Below are 20,529 nucleotides of genomic sequence, written 5' to 3'. Positions count from 1 at the left end.
GTCTTCGCGGGAAACTATCCGCCCCAGCAGGATTCAATCGTCGAGCGTTACGCTCGCGGCTTTGCGGCTCAACCGTGCGAGTGCAGCGCCCGGCGCGCGTGCGGCCAGAACGGCATGCCGGCCACGACGGTCGCGCCCGTCGCGATGAGCCCGACCGCCACGTCGACGCTTCGGCGGCCCTCCTGCGCCCAGTACACGTCCTTGAGGTCCAGCAGCAGGGCCAGCTCGTCGACGATCATCGCGTTCGCGGCACCGAAAGCGATCGCCGCCGCGGGGTGTCGCCGTTGTTCTTCGCTTCCGCGCAGACCCACGCCGGCCACCGTCGCCAGCATGCCGATGCCGATGTTGTAGTGGTGAAAGTGCTTGCCGCCCAGCTTGACACCGCCGCCCGACGGCCCGTGGCCGGCCCGGATCCAGTGCGTCAGTCCGCGCAACCCCGCGAACGTGAGCGTGAACGACGCCCACGCCAAAACGGTGGCCTGTTCGCCGGGCTGCAGCCGTTCGCTCCATTGGTGGCGTAGCTTTGCCAACCGCGTCGCTACGGCGCCGCCGGGCCCGGTTGTTTCCATTAGCCGGCCTTGATCGCGCGCCAGCGCTGCCTGCCGCCGCGGACCTCGACGTCGATGTCGCGAAAACCCGCCGCGCGCAAGCGATCCGGCAGCGTGGCCGGCGGGACCGTGTTACACGTGTCCCGGAAATGCAGGACGCGGAATTTCAACGACGTGACGCTGTCGCTGCCGGCGAACACACCGCCGGGCCGGAGCACCCGGAAGGCCTCGGCGAACAGCCGGTCTTGCAGTTCGGCGGTCGGGATGTGGTGCAGCATCGTGAACGACACCACCGAGCTGAACTCGTCGGCCGGCAACCCGGTGTCGGTGCCGTCGGCGTTGATGATGCGGGCACGGTCGCCGTACAACCGCTGTAGCCGGTGGGCCATCGGGGCGTCGATCTCCACCGACGTGAGATTCGGCGTCTTGTCGACCAGCACCCGCAGGATCGCGCCGTACCCGGGCCCGATCTCCAGGGTGCTGTCGCCCAACTCCACGTCGGCGAGCACCCAGGGAAGCAACTGGTCTTCGACTTCCTTTGCCCAGCGGTCCGAGTTGCACACCAGCCGGTGGCACAGGTTCATGGCCATACCCCAGGACGTTAGACCAATAGCATTTGCAGTTGTGGAGTCCCGCTGGGTGCTGCACCTGGACATGGACGCGTTCTTCGCCTCCGTCGAGCAACTCACCCGGCCGACCCTGCGGGGGCGGCCGGTGCTGGTCGGCGGCTTGGGTGGCCGCGGCGTGGTGGCCGGCGCCAGCTACGAGGCGCGGGTGTTCGGCGCCCGGTCGGCCATGCCGATGCATCAGGCCCGCCGGCTGGTCGGCGTGACCGCGGTGGTGTTGCCGCCGCGCGGCGTGGTGTACGGGGTGGCGAGCCGGCGCGTCTTCGACACCGTGCGCGGCCTGATACCCGTCATCGAGCAACTGTCCTTCGACGAGGGCTTCGGTGAGCCGCCGCAACTTGCCGGGGCGTCGGCCGAGGAGGTCGAGGCGTTCTGCGAGGGGCTGCGGCGACGCGTCAAGGATGAGACCGGGCTGGTCGCCTCCGTCGGTGCGGGCTCGGGCAAGCAGGTCGCCAAGATCGCCTCGGAGCTGGCCAAACCCGACGGCGTGCGGGTGGTGCGGCGCGCCGAGGAACGAGCGCTGCTCGGCGGACTGCCGGTGCGGCGGCTGTGGGGCATCGGTCCGGTCGCCGAGGAAAAGCTGAATCGCCTGGGCATCGACACGATCGGGCAGCTGGCCGCGCTGACCGACGCCGAGGTGGCCAACATCCTGGGCGCGACGGTAGGGCCGGCGCTGCACCAGCTGGCGCGCGGCGTCGACGACCGGCCGGTCGCCGAGCGCGCCGAAGCCAAGCAGATCAGCTCCGAGTCCACCTTCGCCGTCGATCTGACCAGCCTCGAGCAGTTGCGTGAGGCGATCGACCCGATCGCCGAGCACGCCCACCAACGCCTGTTGCGCGACGGCCGCGGCGCCCGCACCGTCACGGTGAAGCTGAAGAAGTCCGATATGAGCACGCTGACCCGCTCGGCGACGCTGCCCTACGCGACCACCGAGGCCGGCGCGCTCGTCGCGGTGGCCCGCCGGCTGCTGCTCGACCCGCGCGAGATCGGGCCGATTCGCCTTCTCGGCGTGGGGTTTTCGGGGCTGAGCGACGTGCGCCAGGAGTCACTGTTCCCGGACCTGGAGCTGGCGGGAGCGACCCAAAATTCGCTGGAGGAACAGCCCGCGGAAACCCCGGTGACCGCCACCGAGGCCATGTTCGCCCCGGCCGAGGAGGCCTCGCGCTGGCGGGTCGGCGACGATGTCGCACACCGCGACTTCGGGCACGGCTGGGTGCAGGGCGCGGGCCACGGCGTGGTGACCGTGCGGTTCGAGACGCGCAGTTCGGGCCCGGGCCAGGCGCGGACCTTTCCCGCCGACACCGGTGACCTCGTCGGCGCCAACCCGGTCGACTCGCTGGACTGGCCGGAGTACGTCGGCGCGTTGCAGGTCAGCGCGCCGTCAACCCCAGCGGCCGACGACATCGGCGACCGGTAGTCGGGCGGACAGCGCCGCCATCAGCAGCACCCGCGCCTGAGGGGGCCGCAGCCGCGGCACCATCACCGCGCCGGCCGCCGCCATCGCGTGGCCGGGACCGTACGCCGCGCTGACCCGCCCGCCGGGCACCCGGGTGGACACCGCGACGACGACCCCCTCGCGGCAGTGGCGGCGCACCCCGTCGACCACGGCGTCGCCGGCGTTGCCCGACCCAAGCGCCTCCAGCACCACGGCCCGCGCGCCGGCGTCCACACAGGCGTCCAGCGCCACCGCGTCACTGCCCAGGTAGGCCGCGACGATGTCGACCCGCGGGGCGCCGGCTGCGCTCAGATCGCCGAGGTAGGGGCGCGTCTTGGCGCCGGTCAACGTCGCGCCGCCGCCGCCCGACGTGCCGACCAGCTCGCCGGCGAAGCCGCTCAAGTCCTCGGTGGCGACCTTGTGCAGGCCCAACGGTTGCAGCACCCGACCGGCGAAACACACCAAAACTCCCAGGCCCCGCGCCGCCGGGCTGGCGGCCACCGCCAGCGCGTCGCGCAGGTTGCCCGGGCCGTCGGCATCGGGGGCGTCGGCGCTACGCATGGCGCCGGTCAGGACGACGGGGACGTCTCCGGCATGGGTCAGGTCGAGCCACAGGGCGCTTTCTTCCATCGTGTCGGTGCCGTGGGTGATGACCACGCCGTCGGCGCCGCCGTCGATCGCCGTCCGCACGGCGCCGCGGACGCGATCCCAATCGGCCGGCGTCAGCTGGGAGCTGTCGAGGGCCAGCAGGTCGACGACATCGACGTCGAGGCCCGCCGCCAGGTCCGCCCCGCTGTAAGCCGGTCGGCGCACCCCGTCGGCGTCCCTGCCGGTCGATATCGTTCCCCCGGTGGCGATCACGGTGAGGCGGGCCTTCGAGGAGGTCGTCGAGGAGGTCTTCGAGAAGGTCACCGTGGAATCATTGCGCACTCGCGCACGGGCTCCGGCGAGGCAGCGTCCGCACTAAGGGAAGATGGGGGAGTGCCCGAGGAACGAACAGGACCGGCCGAGCCGGCGGAGGCCGGGGACGCCGATGAGGTGGCCGAACCGGCGGCCGCGGCGTCGTCGCGCAGGTTGCGCCTGCTGCTGTCGGTCGCGGCGGTGGTGCTGACCCTGGACATCGTGACCAAGGTGCTTGCGGTCAAGCTGCTGCCGCCCGGCCAGCCGGTGTCGATCATCGGCGACACCGTGACCTGGACGCTGGTGCGCAATTCGGGCGCGGCGTTCTCGATGGCCACCGGTTACACGTGGGTGCTGACGCTGATCGCCACGGGTGTGGTGGTCGGCATCGTCTGGATGGGGCGGCGGCTGGTGTCGCCGTGGTGGGCCGTCGGCCTGGGGATGATCCTGGGCGGGGCCATGGGCAACCTGGTCGACCGCTTCTTCCGCGCGCCCGGGCCGCTGCGCGGCCACGTCGTGGACTTCCTCTCGGTGGGCTGGTGGCCGGTCTTCAACGTCGCCGACCCGTCGGTGGTCGGCGGGGCCATCCTGCTGGTGGTGCTGTCGATTTTCGGCTACGACTTCGACATCGTGGGTCGCCGCAAGCCCGATCTGGGGCGCCGAAAGGCCGACCAGCGCTGATGGGGCCCGCCGCCAGCGACGATGCAGAGCGTAGCGATGAGGAGGAGCGGCGCAATTGACCGCTGAGCGTTCGATGCCCGTTCCGGAGGGCCTGGCGGGCATGCGCGTCGACGCCGGGCTGGCCCGCCTGTTGGGCCTGTCGCGCAACGCCGCGGCCACGCTGGCCGAGGACGGCGGCGTCGAACTGGACGGGGTGCAGGCGGGTAAGTCCGATCGCCTGACCGGCGGGGCGTGGCTGCGGGTGCGCCTGCCGGACGCGCCGGCGCCGCTGGAGAACACGCCCGTCGACATAGAGGGCATGACGATCCTGTACTCCGACGACGACATCGTCGCCGTCGACAAGCCCGCGGCGGTGGCCGCGCACGCGTCGGTGGGCTGGACCGGGCCGACGGTGCTGGGCGGCCTGGCCGCCGCCGGCTACCGGATCACCACGTCCGGTGTGCCCGAGCGGCAGGGCATCGTGCACCGCCTCGACGTCGGGACCTCGGGGGTGATGGTGGTGGCGCTGTCAGAGCGCGCCTACACGGTGCTCAAGCGGGCGTTCAAATACCGCACCGTCGACAAGCGCTACCACGCGCTGGTGCAGGGACATCCCGATCCGTCCAGCGGCACGATCGACGCGCCGATCGGTAGGCACCGCGGCGGCGAGTGGAAGTTCGCGGTCACCAAGGACGGCCGGCATAGCCTCACCCACTACGACACCCTGGAAGCGTTCGTGGCGGCCAGCCTGCTCGACGTGCACCTGGAAACCGGCCGCACGCATCAGATTCGGGTGCACTTCTCGGCGCTGCATCACCCCTGCTGCGGCGACCTGGTGTACGGTGCCGACCCGACGCTGGCGAAAAGGCTTGGGCTGGAACGACAATGGCTGCACGCGCGGTCGCTGTCCTTCGCGCACCCGGCCGATGGCAGGCGAATGGAGATCGTCAGCCCGTACCCGCCCGACCTGCAGCACGCGCTGGACGTGTTGCGGGACGAGGGCTGATCACCCCGGCTTGCGGGCTTCGACGAGCACCCTCGTCGGGTGCGCGACGAACGGCCCCTCCGCCTCGATCCGCTCGTGAAGTTCCCGCAGCCGGTCCCGATAGCGCGCCACGGTGAAGTCCGGCACCGTCCACACCACCTTGCGCAGGAAGTAGACGACGGCGCCGATGTCGAAGAACTCGGCGCGTAGCCGCTCCATGCGCAGGTCCACGATCTCCAGCCCCGCGCTTTCTGCCTGCGCGCGGACCGAGTCCGGGTGGAACTCGGCCCACTTCTCCGGCTGCGGCCCGATGAAGTACTCGACGAGCTCGCCCATCGTGGCGGGTCCGATGTGTTGCGCGAAGTAGGTGCCGCCCGGTCGGAGCACCCGACGGATCTCGCTCCACCACACCGAGATCGGATGCCGGGTGGTCACCAGGTCGAACGCTTCATCGGCGAACGGCAACGGCGGCTCGTCGCGGGTCGCCACGAGTACCACGCCGAGGGGATGCAGGCGTTTGGTTGCCAGGGCAGCGTTCGGAGGCCACGTCTCGATGGCCACCATGGCGGGCGGAAACGGTCCGGCGCCCGACAACACCTCCCCGCCGCCGGTGTGAATGTCCAGCCCGGTCGTGACCGTCGCCAAGCGGGTGCTGAGCGACCGCTGATAGCCCCACGACGGCCGTTCTTCGCTCGCACGTCCGTCGAGCCAGGAGAAGTCCCAGCCGTCAACGGATACCGAATCGGCTTCCGAGATCAGGTCTTCGAATGTGCGGGGCATGCATTGCATTGTGCGCCCCAACGCCAAATCGGAAACGCGCTACGCCTGGCTACCAGGCCAGCACTTCAAGAACGTCGAACTCGATGGGCAGGGTGATCGGGCCGCTCAGCCCGGTCAGCGGTTTCCAGGGTGCGGTGGCGGTACGCCGGGCGCCCGGCATGCGCCGCGCCATGATGGCCAGAGCTTCGGCGAGTTCGAGCCTGGCGAGATTGGCGCCCAGGCAGTAGTGCGCGCCTGCGCCGAAGGTCTGCATCGCCGGCGCGCCCGCACGCGTGATATCCAGCCGATCAGGATCGTCGTAAACGGACGGATCGCGGTTGGCGGCAGCGGTGTTGGCGATGACCAGCGTGCCCGCGGGGATCGTGACGCCCGCCAGCTCAACATCCTCCATCGCAAGGCGCAGGGCCCCGGCCGCGATCGGCGAATGGCGCATCGTCTCCTCGACGGCGTTCGGTGCGAGCTCGGGGTGCTCGGCCAGCAGTGCCCACTGGTCGGGGTGATCACACAGCGCATGCACGGAGGCCGCCAACTGGTTTCGCGTGGTGTCGGTGCCCGCCATCAGCAGCCCCGCTACCAGCATCCGCAGCTCTTCGGTGCTGAGGTGATCGCCGTGGTCCTCGGCGCGGATCAGCTCCGAGATGAGGTCGTCGGTCAGGGTATGGCGCCGGCGGCCAACCATGTCGTCGATGTAGGCGTCGAGTTCGTCCCACGCCGCCAGAATGGTTGCCTCGTGCGCGGCGACGTTCCAGTCGAAGACCTTGAAAATGTCGTCGGCCCAGTCGGAAAACAGCTCCCAGTCCTCAGCCGGAGCGCCGAGCAGCGCGCAGATGATCGGGATGGGATATTGGCGGGCGATGTCGGCGACCACATCGCAGTGCCCCGAGCCGGCGTGCTGGTCGACCAGGCCGGTGATGACGCCGGTGATCGTCGCGTCCAGCCGGGCCGTGGCGCGGGGCGTGAAGGCTTTGGAGATGAGGCGACGCAGCCGGTGGTGTTCGCTGCCGTCCAGACTGATCAGATTCGTCGCCACCCGGTCCCACAGTGCGCCGGAGGTAATGCCTTGGGACGCAAGGAACATCCCTTGGGGCACGCGGAAGCGTGGGTCGCGCAGCACGCCGCGGACCAGCTCGTAGGTCAGCAGCTCTGGTCCGTGGGTGCCCATCGCCACCGGCGCCCGCGCGCGGGCCTGCGCGATCAGCCGATGCGCCTCGGCGGGATCGTCCAGGTGCTCGTACGCCAAGGTGGGCAACCCAGCGTCGAAGACGTTCGGGCAACTTCGTGGAGGCATCGTGTCAACGCTCGTGCTAGCCACGACGCCATCGTTGCTCTGGTTCGCCAACGACGCGTGAGTAGTCGGCTACTCGATTCCTGCCCGAGTGAAGGGCTTCGTGGTGCCGCGTTCAGACCGTGCTGGTCTCCGCCGACACGATGTCGGGGGCCAGCGGCGCGATGGCGCCGAGGATGTCGGTGACGGTCGCCGACGGCACCCCGGCGGCGGCCAGCGCCTCGGCCAGGTGTCCGGCCACCAGGCTGAAGTGGTGCATGGTGATTCCGCGTCCCTGGTGCACCTGTTTCATCGGTGCGCCGGTGTAGGGCTCGGGGCCGCCGAGGGCGGCCGCGAAGAACTCGACCTGCTTGCCTTTGAGGCGGTTCATGTTCGTCCCGGCGAAAAAGCCCGACAGTTGATGGTCGGCGAGCACGCGCGCGTAGAAGTCCTCGACCACCACTTCGAGGGCCTCGTGCCCGCCGATCCGCTCGTAGATCGTGGCCGGCTCGGGTTTGCGGAAGCGCGCCAGCATTTTCATGATGTCGATTGGAACATCTGGGCGTTGCCCCTCAGTTAGTGCGCGATCACACACGGATTGCGGTGTGTAACAAGCCGATTGCGCTCACGTGGCCGTGCTGCGGACCGCCGTGTGAGACGCAAAACCCGTTTACTTGGCGGCAATCTGCATCTGGTGGCCCACCAATGGCATAGGTTAGGTTTTATGACCCACGTCACAGCGCCCACGGGGACGAACATCGAGGGGGAAACCGGTGAATCTTTTTGGTGACTTGACGAGCTTGGTGGAAAAGCCGATCGCGGCGGTCTCCAGCATCATCAACACCCCGAACTCGGCCGGGCGATATCGGCCGTTCTATCTGAGGAATCTGCTCGACGTGGTGCAGGGCCGCACGGTTGCCGATGCCGTGCAGGGCAAGACCATCCTCATCACCGGGGGGTCGTCGGGCATCGGGGAGGCCGCCGCCAAGAAGATCGCCGAGTCGGGCGGCGAGGTGGTCCTGGTCGCCCGGACCCGGGAAAACCTCGAGAAGGTCGCCGACGAGATCCGCGGCGACGGGGGCATCGCCCACATCTACCCGTGCGACCTGACCGATATGGACGCCATCGCCGCGATGGCCGACAAGGTGCTCGATGACCTCGGCGGTGTGGACGTCCTGATCAACAACGCGGGGAAGTCCATTCGGCGCTCGCTGGAGCTGTCCTACGACCGCATTCACGACTACCAGCGGACGATGCAGCTGAACTATCTCGGCGCCGTGCAGCTGATCCTCAAGTTCATCCCCGGGATGCGGGAGCGCGGCTTCGGGCACATCGTCAACGTCTCCTCGGTGGGCGTGCAGACCCGCGCGCCGCGCTTCGGCGCCTACATCGCCAGCAAGGCCGCGCTGGACAGCCTGTGCGACGCCGTGCAGGCCGAAGTCGTGAACGACAACGTCAAATTCACCACGGTGCACATGGCGCTGGTGCGCACGCCGATGATCAGTCCGACCACCATGTACGACAAGTTCCCGGCGCTGACGCCGGATCAGGCGGCCGGCGTGATCACCGACGCGATCGTGCACCGGCCCCGGCGCGCGAGCTCGCCGTTCGGGCAATTCGCCGCCGTCGCCGACGCGCTCAACCCGGCGGTCATGGACCGCCTGCGCAACCGCGCGTTCGTCATGTTCGAAGACTCCGATGCCGCCAAAGGCGGCGAATCTGCCAGCGACGCAAAGCCTTTCGACCAACGAAGCGAGACCTTCGTGCGGGCGACCCGCGGAATCCATTGGTGACGCCGTGAGTCTGCCAAAACCCGACACAGATACGACCGTCGTCATCACCGGAGCCTCATCGGGGATCGGCGCCGAGCTGGCCCGCGGCCTGGCCCGCCGCGGCTTCCCGCTGTTGCTGGTCGCCCGGCGCCGCGAGCGCCTGGACGAACTCGCCAACGAGGTGGGCATGGAGTACTCGGTGGCGGTGGAGGTGCTGCCGCTCGACCTCAGCGACACGAAGGCCCGCGCCAAGTTGGCGGACCGGCTCCGCAATGAACCGATCGCCGGCCTGTGCAACAGCGCCGGTTTCGGCACCAGCGGCGTCTTTCACACGCTGCCGCTGGAACGCGAGAGCGAAGAAGTGGTCCTCAACGCGCTGGTGTTGATGGAGCTCACCCACGCCGCCCTGCCCGGCATGATCGAACGCGGTGCCGGGGCGGTGATGAACATCGCCTCGATCGCCGGATTCCAGCCGATGCCCTACATGGCGGTGTATTCGGCGACCAAGGCGTTCGTGCAGACCTTCTCCGAGGCCGTGCACGAGGAGCTGCACGGGACGGGCGTGTCGGTCACGGTGCTGTGCCCGGGCCCGGTGCCGACGGAATGGGCCGAGATCGCCAACGCCGAGCGGTTCAGTGTTCCGCTCGCGCAGGTCTCGCCGCACGATGTCGCCGAGGCGGCCATCGGCGGGATGCTGGCCGGCAAGCGCAGCGTGGTGCCCGGCATCGTGCCCAAGGTGGTCAGCACCGGCGGCCGGTTCGTACCGCGCAGCCTGCTGCTGCCCGGGATCCGGATCGGCAACCGGTTCCGCGGGGGGCCGACGCGATGAGCTCCTTGGTAACGGCCGCCACTTGAGTCTCTGGCTCGGGGCGGTCGATGATTTGTCCGCCTCAGCGCGACAGCTTCCTGCGCGCCCGGATTGTCGCGCGTAGGTGGACAAGAAGGATGTCTCCTCCGGCCAGGGGCCAATGTGGCGGGTGTGACGAACCTTCGGGCTAGGCTCAAGGCCATGGCCTCCGTTGACATGACCACCGACTTGCCGATGACCCCGCAGGACATGTGGGACCACGTGTCGGACTTGTCGGAGCTGGGCGATTGGCTCGTCATGCACGAGGGGTGGCGCAGCGAGCTGCCCGACGAGATCACCGAAGGGACCCAGATCGTGGGCGTGGCGCGTTCGAAAGGGCTGCGCAACCGGGTCACGTGGACGGTGACGAAGTGGGACCCGCCGCACGAGGTCGCGATGGAGGGATCCGGCAAGGGCGGAGCGAAATACGCTGTGCGGCTGACGGTTCGGCCCGCGAAGGAGGGGTCGACCCTTGGCCTGCGGCTCGAGCTGGGCGGGCGTCCGTTGTTCGGTCCGGTGGGCTCGGCCGCGGCCCGCGCGGTCAAGGGCGACGTGCAGAAGTCGCTGCGGCAGTTCGTCGAGCTCTACGGATAGCTAGCGAGCCTTGGCCGGCATCACCGCCGTGTCGCCGTCTTCCCACAGCAGCAACTGGCGCACCGCCGCGCGTGACCCGTAGGGCTGAAGCATCGTGCTGGCCGGGCGCGGCCGCACCCGCTGCGGCCACCAGAACCAGCGCCCCAGAAGCGTTGCGACAGAAGGCGTCATGAACGACCGCACGATCAGCGTGTCGAACAACAGCCCGAGGCCGATGGTGGTCCCGATCTGACCCAGCACTTGAAAACCGCTGAACACGAACGCGCACATGGTGACTGCGAATACCAGTCCGGCGGAGGTGACCACCGAGCCGGAGCCGGCCATCGAGCGAATGATGCCAGTTTTGAGCCCGGCGTGGATTTCTTCCTTGAACCGGGAGATCAACAGAAGGTTGTAGTCGGATCCAACGGCCAGCAGCAGGATCACGGCCAGCGCCAGCACCACCCAATACAGCTTGATGCCGAACATGTACTGCCACACCAGCACCGACAGCCCGAACGAGGCGCCCAGCGAAAGCGCCACCGTGCCCACGATGACGAGCGCGGCGATCAGGCTGCGCGTGATAATCATCATGATCAGCAGGATGAGGGCGAGCGCGGCGAGCCCCACGATCATCAGGTCGTACTTGGCGCCGTCCTGGATGTCCTTGTACGTCGCCGCGGTGCCGCCAATGTAGATCTGGGCGTCGGCCATCGGCGTGCCCTTCAGGGCCTCGTGCGCCGCCCTGGTGATCGGGTCGATGTGTGAGATGCCTTGGGGGGTCGCGGGATCGCCGTCATGGGTGACGATCATCCGGACCGCCTTGCCGTCGGGGGAGAGGAACAGTTTCAGCCCGCGCTTGAAGTCGGGGTTGTTGAAAACCTCGGGAGGCAGATAGAAGGTGTCGTCATTCTTGGCCGCGTCGAAGGCTCGACCCAGCGCCGTCGCATTGTCGATCGCCGCCTGCGTCTGTGCGTTGATACCCGACTGGGTGGCGTGGCTCGCCAACGTCAATTCGCGATTGGTCTCCTGGCTGTCGATCTGCGGTGGTATGAGCGCCACCAGTTTCGGCTGCAACGCGTCGAGCTTGTCCAGGGTGGCCGTGAGGTTTTCGAACTTCTCGGTGAGCTGATCGATACCGTCGAGGGCATCAAGGACCGAGCGGATCGCCCAGCACGCCGGGATGTCGAAGCAATGCCTCTCCCAATAGAAATAGCTGCGGATCGGCCGGAAGAAGTCGTCGAAGTTGGCGATCTTGTCCCGCAGGTCCCTGATCGTGTCGACGGTATCGTGGAAGCTCTGGGTCTCGGCGTGGGTGGCGGCGGCCAGCTGCTGCTGCAGGGCGTACTGCTGCTTCAAAATGTCGATCGTCTTGGATAATTCGCCGGCCTGCTTGAGCAGGTCGTCGGCTCGGTCCCGCTGGTACGTCAGGTTCTCCTGCTGGGCGGCGCTCTGATTGCTGACCACAAAGGCGAGCGAGCTGTGGTCGAGTGGGGTGCCCAGGGGCCTGGTGATCGTCTGCACCTGGGCGACGCCCGGGACGTGAAACACCGCCTTGGCCACCCGGTCCACGATCAGCATGTCGGCCGGGTTGCGCATGTCGTGATCCGTTTCGACCATGAGCAACTCGGGCTCCAGCCGGGCGCGCGAGAAATGCTTCTCGGCGGCGGTGTAGCCGACGTTGGCCGGCGCGCTTTGGGGCATGTAGGGGCGAGTGTCGTAACTCGTCTTGTATCCGGGCAACGCGAGCAGGCCCACGAGGGCCAGGGCGCACGCCGCGACGAGAATGGGGGCCGGCCATCGCACGATGGCAGTGCCGATCCGCCGCCAGCCGCGGGTTCTCATCGCGCGTTTCGGGTCGAAGACGCCCAGGGCGGCGCCCAGAGTGAGCACCACCGGGCCCAGCGTGAGCGAGGCGAACAGCGCAACGAGGATGCCGAGAGCGGCTGGGATTCCGAGACTTTGGAAGTAGGGCAGCCGGGTGAAGGCTAGACAGAACACCGCGCCGGCGACGGTCAGGCCCGAACCCAAGACGATGTGGGCCGTCCCCCGAAACATCGTGTAGAAGGCGGTTTCCTTGTCCTCGCCGGCCCACCGCGCTTCCTGATAGCGGCCGACGATAAATATTGCGTAGTCCGTTCCGGCGGCGATCACCAGCAACGTCAGGAGGTTGGTCGCGTACGTCGACAAGCCGATAACCCCGGCGTTACCCAGAAAGGCGACGATCCCGCGGGCGGCGGACATTTCGATTAGCACCGTGACGAGCACGAGCAGCATCGTGAAGATGGAACGGTATACGAACAGCAACATCACCGCGATCACCCCGACGGTGATCGCCGTGACCTTCGCGGTGCCCTTGCTGCCCACGTCGAATTGATCGGAGATGAGCGGCGCCGCGCCGGTCACATAGACCTTGATACCGGGCGGTGGTTGCATGTGCTCGACGATGTCGCGGACGGAGCCCACGCCCTCATTGGCCAACGCCGAGCCTTGATTGCCCGCGAGGAACAGCTGGACGTAGGCGGCCTTGCCGTCGCTGCTCTGCGAGCCCGCAGCGGTCAGGGTGTCTCCCCAGAAGTCCTGGACGTGCTCGACGTGCTTCTTGTCCTGCTCGAGCTTGCGGACCATCTCGTCATAAAACCGGTGGGCGTCCGCGCCGAGCGGCTTGTCGCCTTCCAGGACGATCATCGCCTGGCTGTCGGTGTCGAACTCCTGAAACTTTTGACCAATGCGCTTGATCGCCTTCAGCGACGGCGCGTCGGGCGAATTCAGCGCCACATTGTGTGTCTTGCCAACGTCTTCCAGCTGCGGCACCGCGATGTTGGTGATGGCGGCCAGCGCCACCCAGAACAGCAGGATCGGCAGCGCAAGCCGGCGGATGGTGTGCGGCGTACGGGGCCGCGACTGTTGATCGTTGCTCATCCAGACTTATCCAGACAGAAGGTGTAGGCGGCGGCTTCGTTGACGGTGCGTTGGTCCTTGACTTCACCGTTGACGATGATGCGGCAGCCAAGGGTATCCCCGTCGCCCTGCGCCACGACGTTGCCGATGACCGCGGGTTCCGTCGTGGTGATCGTGTACGACCAGGGCAGGGGGGCGTCGTTGACTTGCTGGGGCTGGGCGTTCACGTCAAGGTAGTTGATGGTCGCCACGGCGCCCGGTGCGCCGAACACCTCGAGGACCACCTGCTTGGGGTTGAACGGCACGATCTGATTGGAGAGGCCGCTATTGGCCGAGGTGCGGTAATGCGAACCGAAGATTCCGTGCAGGCGGTAGATGGCGAATCCCGTGAGCGCGACGACGAGCACCGCGACTAGCGGTATCCACCCCCTCCTGAGGAGGGACGTGATCGAAAACCCTTTCACCCGTCGGCCTTTCGATGCTCGGGCGCTACGGTGACGCGTCCGTTGTGAGCGTGATCGTCGGATATGACCCTACGGTACTGATCAGTACTGCACAAGAGACGCGACCGTACACTTTGCATCAACTTGCCTGATATCCGTTGGATCGGGTGAGCCCGGGCATGAGGAAGCCGTCGATGAGGTCTTGCACGGTGCGACGGGTGGGCGGCCGGCCGGGGATGATGCACCGATAGATCAGATATCCGGGCAACAGGTCCCAGAGCTCGTCGGCGATGGCGGTCTTGGCGATCTCGCCCCGGTCGACGGCCTGTTGCAGCACGTGCTGGAGCAGGGCCTTGCGCTGATCGAGGAACTGATGCTGCATGGCGTCGTTGAGGCCGGGGTGGCGCGACACCTCGACCAGCACCGCGCGGATGGTGCCGGCATGCTGGCGGCCGTGCGCACAGATCTTGTCCCCGAGCTGCAACAAGTCGCCCCGCAACGTGCCGGTGTTCGGTGCGACCGCGACCTGGCGGATGCCCTCGGTGAAAGCCGCCAGAACCAACTCGGCTTTCGAGGGCCAGCGCCGGTAGACCGTCGCCTTGCTCGCGCGGGCGGCGCTGGCCACAGCGTCGACCGTCAACCCGTCGTAACCGTGGTCCTGCAGCAGCCGCAACGTCACCGCCAGCAGCTCGGCCTCCCGCGGCGACCACGGCGATGACGCCGCGCACCGGTCGGCAGTCTGGGTCATAGGGCCCACCTTAAGTCCGTTGCGCCCACGAGCGGGGTTAAAAGACACACGATGCGACACGCCGGGGTTGCGTCGGTGGTCAGTCATAGACTGGCGTCCCTATGAGCGATTCATCTTCGCGGTCCTTCGTGCACCTGCATAACCACACCGAGTACTCGATGCTGGACGGTGCCGCGAAGATCACGCCCATGCTCGACGAGGTCGAGCGGCTGGGCATGCCGGCGGTGGGGATGACCGACCACGGAAACATGTTCGGGGCCAGCGAGTTCTACAACGCGGCGACCAAGCATGGCATCAAGCCGATCATCGGCGTGGAGGCCTACATAGCGCCGGCCTCGCGGTTCGACACCCGGCGTGTCAGCTGGGGTGACCCGAGCCAGAAGGCCGACGACGTCTCCGGCAGCGGCTCCTACACGCACCTGACCATGCTGGCCGAGAACGCCGCCGGGCTGCGCAACCTGTTCAAGCTGTCCTCGCTGGCCTCCTTCGAGGGCCAGCTGAGCAAGTGGTCGCGAATGGATGCCGAGCTCATCGCCGAGCACGCCGAGGGCATCATCATCACCACCGGTTGCCCGTCGGGGGAGGTGCAGACCCGGCTTCGCCTGGGCCAGGATCGCGAGGCGCTGGAGGCGGCCGCCAGGTGGCGGGAGATCGTCGGGCCCGACAACTACTTCCTCGAGCTGATGGACCACGGCCTGACCATCGAGCGGCGGGTCCGCGAGGGGCTGCTGGAGGTCGGCCGCACGCTGGGCATCCGGCCGCTGGCCACCAACGACTGCCACTACGTCACCCGCGACGCCGCGCACAACCACGAGGCGCTGTTGTGCGTGCAGACCGGCAAGACGCTGTCGGATCCCAACCGCTTCAAGTTCGACGGCGATGGCTACTACCTCAAGTCGGCCGCCGACATGCGCCAGATCTGGGACGACGAGGTGCCGGGCGCCTGCGACTCGACCCTGTTGATCGCCGAGCGGGTGCAGTCCTACGCCGACGTCTGGGAGCCGCGCGACCGGATGCCGGTCTTCCCGGTGCCCGAGGGTCACGACCAGGCTTCGTGGCTGCGGCATGAGGTGGACGCCGGGCTGCGGCGGCGGTTTCCGGACGGCCCGCGGGAGGGTTACGCCGAGCGGGCGGCCTACGAGATCGGCGTCATCTGCGACAAGGGCTTCCCGTCCTACTTCCTGATCGTGGCCGACCTGATCAACTACGCGCGGTCGGTGGGCATCCGGGTCGGCCCGGGACGGGGTTCGGCGGCAGGGTCGCTCGTGGCCTATGCGCTGGGTATCACCGACATCGACCCGATCCCGCACGGCCTGCTCTTCGAGCGGTTCCTCAACCCCGAGCGCACCTCGATGCCCGACATCGACATCGACTTCGACGACCGCCGCCGTGGTGAGATGGTGCGCTACGCCGCCGACAAGTGGGGCCACGACCGCGTCGCCCAGGTCATCACCTTCGGCACCATCAAGACCAAGGCGGCGCTGAAGGATTCGGCGCGCATCCACTACGGCCAGCCCGGCTTCGCCATCGCCGACCGGATCACCAAGGCGCTGCCGCCGGCGATCATGGCCAAGGACATCCCGCTGGCCGGCATCACCGACCCGGCCCACGAGCGCTACAGGGAGGCGGCCGAGGTCCGCGGCCTGATCGAGACCGACCCGGACGTGCGCACCATCTACCAGACCGCGCGCGGCCTGGAGGGCCTGATCCGCAACGCCGGTGTGCACGCCTGCGCCGTGATCATGAGCAGCGAGCCGCTGACCGAGGCCATCCCGCTGTGGAAGCGCCCGCAGGACGGGGCCATCATCACCGGCTGGGATTACCCGTCGTGCGAGGCCATCGGCCTGTTGAAGATGGATTTCCTGGGCCTGCGCAACCTGACGATCATCGGCGACGCGATCGAGAACATCAAGGCCAACAAGGGAATTGACCTGGACCTGGAGTCCGTTCCGCTAGACGACAAGGCCACCTACGAGCTGCTCGGCCGCGGCGACACGCTGGGCGTGTTCCAGCTCGACGGCGGGCCGATGCGCGACCTGCTGCGCCGCATGCAGCCGACCGGCTTCGAAGACGTCGTCGCCGTCATCGCGCTGTACCGGCCCGGGCCGATGGGCATGAACGCCCACAACGACTACGCCGACCGCAAGAACGGCCGGCAGGCGATCAAGCCGATCCACCCCGAACTCGAGGAACCGCTGCGCGAGATCCTCGCCGAGACCTACGGCCTGATCGTGTATCAGGAGCAGATTATGCGCATCGCGCAGAAGGTGGCGAGCTACTCGCTGGCCCGAGCGGACATTCTGCGCAAGGCAATGGGCAAGAAGAAGCGCGAGGTGCTGGAGAAGGAGTTCGAGGGCTTCTCCGAGGGCATGAAGGCCAACGGGTTTTCGGCCGCTGCCATCAAGGCGTTGTGGGACACCATTCTTCCGTTCGCCGACTACGCGTTCAACAAGTCGCACGCCGCGGGCTACGGCCTGGTCTCCTACTGGACCGCCTACCTCAAGGCCAACTATCCCGCCGAGTACATGGCGGGGCTGTTGACGTCGGTCGGCGACGACAAGGACAAGGCGGCCGTCTATCTCGCCGACTGCCGCAAGCTGGGCATCACCGTGCTACCGCCCGACGTCAACGAGTCCGGCCTGAACTTCGCGTCGGTGGGCCCCGACATCCGTTACGGGTTGGGCGCGGTGCGCAACGTCGGCGCCAACGTAGTCGGCTCGCTGATCCAAACCCGAAGCGACAAGGGCAAGTTCACCGACTTCTCGGACTACCTGAACAAGATCGACATTTCGGCGTGCAACAAGAAGGTCACCGAATCGCTGATCAAGGCGGGTGCGTTCGATTCGCTGGGTCACGCCCGCAAGGGTCTCTTCCTGGTCCACACCGACGCCGTCGACTCGGTGCTGGGCACCAAGAAGGCCGAGGCGATGGGTCAGTTCGACCTGTTCGGCGGCTCCGGGGAGGCCGGCGACCCTGGAGACCCTGTGTTCACCATCAAGGTGCCCGACGACGAGTGGGAGGACAAGCACAAGCTCGCCCTGGAACGGGAGATGTTGGGGCTGTATGTGTCCGGGCATCCGCTCAACCGGGTGGCGCACCTGCTTGCGGCCCAGGTCGACACCGCGATCCCGGCGATCCTGGACGGCGACATCCCCAACGACACGCAGGTGCGGGTGGGCGGCATCCTGGCGTCGGTGAACCGGCGGGTCAACAAGAACGGGATGCCCTGGGCCTCAGCGCAATTGGAGGACCTCACCGGCGGCATCGAGGTGATGTTCTTCCCGCACGCGTACTCCACGTTCGGCGCCGACATCGTCGACGACGCGGTGGTGCTGATCAACGCCAAGGTGGCGATCCGCGACGACCGGATCGCCTTGATCGCCAACGAGCTTGTGGTGCCAGACTTTTCCAATGCCCAGGCGGACCGGCCGCTGGCCGTCAGCATGCCGACGCGACAGTGCACCTTCGACAAGGTCAGCGCGCTCAAGCAGGTGCTGGCGCGCCACCCCGGCACATCCCAGGTGCATCTGCGGCTCATCAGCGGCGATCGGATCACCACCCTGGAGCTGGACGCCTCGTTGCGCGTCACCCCCTCGCCGGCGCTGATGGGCGACCTCAAGGCGCTGCTCGGCCCGGGGTGCCTCGGGGTTTAGCGGGTCGGTCGGTTCGCCCGCGAGGGTGCGCGGATGTACGCGATCTGCGGCGTGTCGACGTAACAACACGCACGCTCGCGAGAGGTTGGCGGCCCTAAGCCGGTGACGATCAGCAACCGCGCCAGCAAAAAGTGTAGGGAAATCCCTAATTGATTCGGTGGCCGTACGGGGCGTTTGCTGAAGCCACCGCGCGGGCGGCCGTTTGCCTCATCGACGAATACGACACACGACGAATAAAGGGCATAGGGGCACGACTGCGTGCCGCTGCATCCGCGTATCGAAAGGAACGCCATGCCGACGAATCCGCCTACGCGTCGCCTTATGCGTGCTGACTCTGGCCGCTGCCGCGGCGCGACCCCACGGACCCGCACCGTGGCGGGTCTGTTCGCGGCGTTTGCCGTAGCCACGAGTACCGCACCGCAGGCGATGTTGCCCGCGGCCCACGCCGACCCCGGGCAACACACCGTGGTCTACCGGATCCTCGGCGGCGGTGACGTGTTCTCCGTCATCCCCGACCCCGGAACCCCGGTCTATCCATCGAGCACGACGACCTGGGTTTCAACTCCCTGGTCGCAGACCGTGCAGGTCACCGGAAACCCGTACCTGGCGTTGAACTACACCGACAAAACCGGCGGCCCTCACGACTGCGCGATTCAGGTGGATGGCCACCCCGTCGCGCTCACCGAACACCAGCCCGGCAGGTGCGCTTATCAGATCCCCGGCCCGGCGCAGTAAAGCGCGGACGGCACCGCGAGCGCGACCGCGCAGCGACGACTAACAAGAAGGAGAGCAGCCGTGAAGCATGGGATCGCAGCCGGCCTAGCCGGCGTGGCCGTCGTTGTCGCGAGTTGCGTTGGCTGTTCCAGCAATAAGTCAAACACGGGAGCGTCGAACCCGGCACCCGCTGGACCGCAGGTCATCGTTGACGGAAAGAGCCAGAACGTCAGCGGTCCGGTCACCTGCAACCCGGCCGGCAACAAAATCACCATTGGCATCGGCGAGCCGGCCAACGGTGTCGGTGCGGTGATCAGCAATGACAACCCGCCAATCGTTCACTCGGTCGGGCTGGGCACGGTCGACGGCATCAACTTCGGTTATTCCGACGCCGCACCAGGTCAGGGCGGAACCGCCGGAGCCGCGGCAAGCGGCAAGTCTTATCAGATCAAGGGCACCGCGACCGGCGCCGATATGCGCAATCCGCAGCAGCCGCAGCCGGTAACCAAGCCATTCGAGTTGGACGTGACCTGCCCTTAAGGGCTGAGTGCACCCACCGACATCGTTCGGACCGAATCCCGAGAGGGGACCCAGCTAATGTCTATGAAACGTGTCGCCGCAGCAGCCGCAGTTGCGGCGGGCCTTGGCGCCTCCGCAACGGTGTTCCATGCGGGGTTCGCCAACTCCGTCCCGTGCCCCGCGTGGCAACACGACAAGACTTGTGATCCACCCCCCGCTAACCAGGGCCCCGGCTTCGGGGGCACCTCGAGCTTCACTCCAGGGCCATCACAGGTTCCCGGCGCCGGCACGCCGCACGTGACCACTTCGGCGCCGGGGGGCACCACGCACGTGACGACCTCGCCGCCGGTGGTCACCACGCACGTGACAACCACGACGCCGTGGAGCGGTTCGACCCCGCAGGTGACAACCACGACGCCGTGGGGCGGCTCGACCCCGCAGGTGACAACCACGACGCCGTGGAGCGGTTCGACCCCGCAGGTGACAACCACGACGCCGTGGAGCGGTTCGACCCCGCAGGTGACAACCACGTCGCCGTGGGGCGGTTCGACGACTCAGCCGGGTGGGAGCACTTCCTACCCGGGGGCGACCACGACCCGCCCGGTCCTCAACGCGCCGAGCGATCAGCCGCCTCACGCGCCGTACTATCCGCCGCGCGGTCCCATCTTGCGCGGCACTGCGCAAGTCGGCGGTCCTGTCGACGCGCCTGGTGGCTTCTACGGCTGGGGTCCGGGAGTGCCGCCGCCTCCGCCTCCGCCGCGGCCGAACGGCTACGGCTGGAACGACGGCCCGGCTCCTGGCCACCCCCCGCCGAACTGGGAAGGCCCGCCGCCTGCCAGTGGCTGGGACGGGGCGCCGCCTCCCGGTGGTTGGAACCGTCCCTGGGTCGGGCCGCCGGTTGACGCGAGCTACGGACAGCGCTATTTCGCGCCGTTCACCTACAACACCTACACCGTCCTCCCGATCTTCAACTGGCAGTACGGGGGTTGGGGTTACTGGTTCGACGGCGTCTGGATCCCGCTGTACTGACGCTTAGCCGCGAGGGTGCGCAGATGCACGCGATCTACGGCGTGTCGCCGTACAGACACTCAGTGTCATGGTGGCGGTGCCGCATTGGCGGTGGTTGGGTCTGGATCACCCGATGTTTGGCTCTTGCAGACA

The 20,529-nt window shown here is 67.7% G+C and carries 19 protein-coding genes; 10 read left to right on the top strand and 9 right to left on the bottom strand.

The window, feature by feature from the left end; genetic code table 11:
- Nucleotides 1-68: 68 nt before the first annotated feature.
- Both A5764_RS13245 and A5764_RS13240 read right to left on the bottom strand, forming a co-directional pair.
- Entirely contained in the window at nt 69-569 is a 501-nt protein-coding gene (locus A5764_RS13245) for a hypothetical protein (protein WP_067113959.1), read from the bottom strand.
- Nucleotides 569-1,138: a class I SAM-dependent methyltransferase gene (locus A5764_RS13240; protein ID WP_067113958.1), complete on the bottom strand. Its 570-nt coding sequence runs from the start codon at nt 1,136-1,138 to the stop codon at nt 569-571. The genes A5764_RS13245 and A5764_RS13240 overlap by 1 nt, the downstream gene beginning before the upstream one ends.
- A 49-nt stretch (nt 1,139-1,187) precedes the next feature.
- Here A5764_RS13240 and A5764_RS13235 point away from each other — a divergent pair, with 49 nt between their 5' ends.
- Entirely contained in the window at nt 1,188-2,591 is a 1,404-nt protein-coding gene (locus tag A5764_RS13235) for a DNA polymerase IV (RefSeq protein WP_197501402.1), read from the top strand.
- On the opposite strand, the gene A5764_RS13230 is transcribed toward A5764_RS13235, so the two are convergent.
- On the bottom strand, nt 2,556-3,521 hold the full coding sequence (locus tag A5764_RS13230) for an asparaginase (protein WP_067114218.1): 966 nt from the start codon (nt 3,519-3,521) through the stop codon (nt 2,556-2,558). The two genes, A5764_RS13235 and A5764_RS13230, sit on opposite strands and share 36 nt — an antisense overlap.
- 69 nt (nt 3,522-3,590) lie before the next feature.
- On the opposite strand from A5764_RS13230, the gene lspA reads away from it, so the two are divergent.
- Both lspA and A5764_RS13220 read left to right on the top strand, forming a co-directional pair.
- Entirely contained in the window at nt 3,591-4,190 is a 600-nt protein-coding gene (gene lspA / locus A5764_RS13225) for a signal peptidase II (RefSeq protein ID WP_067113956.1), read from the top strand.
- A 73-nt stretch (nt 4,191-4,263) separates the two neighbouring features.
- On the top strand, nt 4,264-5,175 hold the full coding sequence (locus tag A5764_RS13220; RefSeq protein ID WP_067113955.1) for an RluA family pseudouridine synthase: 912 nt from the start codon (nt 4,264-4,266) through the stop codon (nt 5,173-5,175).
- On the opposite strand, the gene A5764_RS13215 is transcribed toward A5764_RS13220, so the two are convergent.
- The 3 genes from A5764_RS13215 to A5764_RS13205 all read right to left on the bottom strand — a co-directional run bounded on the left by A5764_RS13215 (nt 5,176) and on the right by A5764_RS13205 (nt 7,739).
- Complete coding sequence (locus A5764_RS13215) at nt 5,176-5,934, bottom strand: class I SAM-dependent methyltransferase (protein WP_067113954.1); 759 nt, start codon at nt 5,932-5,934, stop codon at nt 5,176-5,178. It abuts the gene before it with no gap.
- A gap of 49 nt (nt 5,935-5,983) precedes the next feature.
- Nucleotides 5,984-7,222 carry a cytochrome P450 gene (locus A5764_RS13210; RefSeq protein ID WP_067113953.1) on the bottom strand — a complete coding sequence of 413 codons (1,239 nt, stop codon included), beginning with the start codon at nt 7,220-7,222 and terminating at the stop codon, nt 5,984-5,986.
- A gap of 112 nt (nt 7,223-7,334) precedes the next feature.
- A complete protein-coding gene (locus tag A5764_RS13205) occupies nt 7,335-7,739 on the bottom strand; it encodes a group 1 truncated hemoglobin (protein WP_067113952.1) in 405 nt (134 codons plus the stop codon).
- A gap of 232 nt (nt 7,740-7,971) precedes the next feature.
- On the opposite strand from A5764_RS13205, the gene A5764_RS13200 reads away from it, so the two are divergent.
- The 3 genes from A5764_RS13200 to A5764_RS13190 all read left to right on the top strand — a co-directional run bounded on the left by A5764_RS13200 (nt 7,972) and on the right by A5764_RS13190 (nt 10,411).
- Nucleotides 7,972-8,991, top strand: a complete 1,020-nt coding sequence (locus tag A5764_RS13200; RefSeq protein ID WP_067113951.1) for an SDR family NAD(P)-dependent oxidoreductase — start codon at nt 7,972-7,974, stop codon at nt 8,989-8,991.
- Between the two features lie 4 nt (nt 8,992-8,995).
- Entirely contained in the window at nt 8,996-9,799 is an 804-nt protein-coding gene (locus A5764_RS13195; protein ID WP_067113950.1) for an SDR family oxidoreductase, read from the top strand.
- Nucleotides 9,800-9,979: 180 nt separating this feature from the next.
- The gene (locus tag A5764_RS13190; RefSeq protein ID WP_067113949.1) at nt 9,980-10,411 is read left to right on the top strand and encodes an SRPBCC family protein; all 432 of its coding nucleotides are present in this window, start codon (nt 9,980-9,982) and stop codon (nt 10,409-10,411) included.
- On the opposite strand, the gene A5764_RS13185 is transcribed toward A5764_RS13190, so the two are convergent.
- From A5764_RS13185 to A5764_RS13175, 3 genes are all read right to left on the bottom strand, one after another.
- Nucleotides 10,412-13,312 carry an RND family transporter gene (locus A5764_RS13185; protein ID WP_067113948.1) on the bottom strand — a complete coding sequence of 967 codons (2,901 nt, stop codon included), beginning with the start codon at nt 13,310-13,312 and terminating at the stop codon, nt 10,412-10,414.
- Nucleotides 13,309-13,755 carry an MmpS family protein gene (locus A5764_RS13180; protein WP_197501379.1) on the bottom strand — a complete coding sequence of 149 codons (447 nt, stop codon included), beginning with the start codon at nt 13,753-13,755 and terminating at the stop codon, nt 13,309-13,311. The genes A5764_RS13185 and A5764_RS13180 overlap by 4 nt, the downstream gene beginning before the upstream one ends.
- Nucleotides 13,756-13,873: 118 nt before the next feature.
- Nucleotides 13,874-14,482: a TetR/AcrR family transcriptional regulator gene (locus A5764_RS13175; protein ID WP_067113947.1), complete on the bottom strand. Its 609-nt coding sequence runs from the start codon at nt 14,480-14,482 to the stop codon at nt 13,874-13,876.
- Nucleotides 14,483-14,583: 101 nt separating this feature from the next.
- Between A5764_RS13175 and dnaE the strand changes: the two genes are divergently transcribed.
- From dnaE to A5764_RS28285, 4 genes are all read left to right on the top strand, one after another.
- The gene (gene dnaE, locus A5764_RS13170; RefSeq protein ID WP_067113946.1) at nt 14,584-18,135 is read left to right on the top strand and encodes a DNA polymerase III subunit alpha; all 3,552 of its coding nucleotides are present in this window, start codon (nt 14,584-14,586) and stop codon (nt 18,133-18,135) included.
- Nucleotides 18,136-18,507: 372 nt separating this feature from the next.
- Nucleotides 18,508-18,870: a hypothetical protein gene (locus tag A5764_RS13165; protein WP_067113945.1), complete on the top strand. Its 363-nt coding sequence runs from the start codon at nt 18,508-18,510 to the stop codon at nt 18,868-18,870.
- 60 nt (nt 18,871-18,930) lie between these two features.
- Entirely contained in the window at nt 18,931-19,389 is a 459-nt protein-coding gene (locus A5764_RS13160; protein WP_067113944.1) for a lipoprotein LpqH, read from the top strand.
- Nucleotides 19,390-19,446: 57 nt separating this feature from the next.
- Nucleotides 19,447-20,397: an MAP_0585 family protein gene (locus A5764_RS28285; protein ID WP_369807318.1), complete on the top strand. Its 951-nt coding sequence runs from the start codon at nt 19,447-19,449 to the stop codon at nt 20,395-20,397.
- Nucleotides 20,398-20,529: the final 132 nt, after the last annotated feature.

The sequence above is a fragment of the Mycobacterium sp. 852002-51057_SCH5723018 genome (assembly GCF_001667035.1).
In the GTDB taxonomy this organism is placed as follows: Bacteria; Actinomycetota; Actinomycetes; order Mycobacteriales; family Mycobacteriaceae; genus Mycobacterium.
The sequence above is the reverse complement of the archived record's forward strand: the minus strand, read 5'-3'. Positions and strand labels throughout refer to the sequence as shown.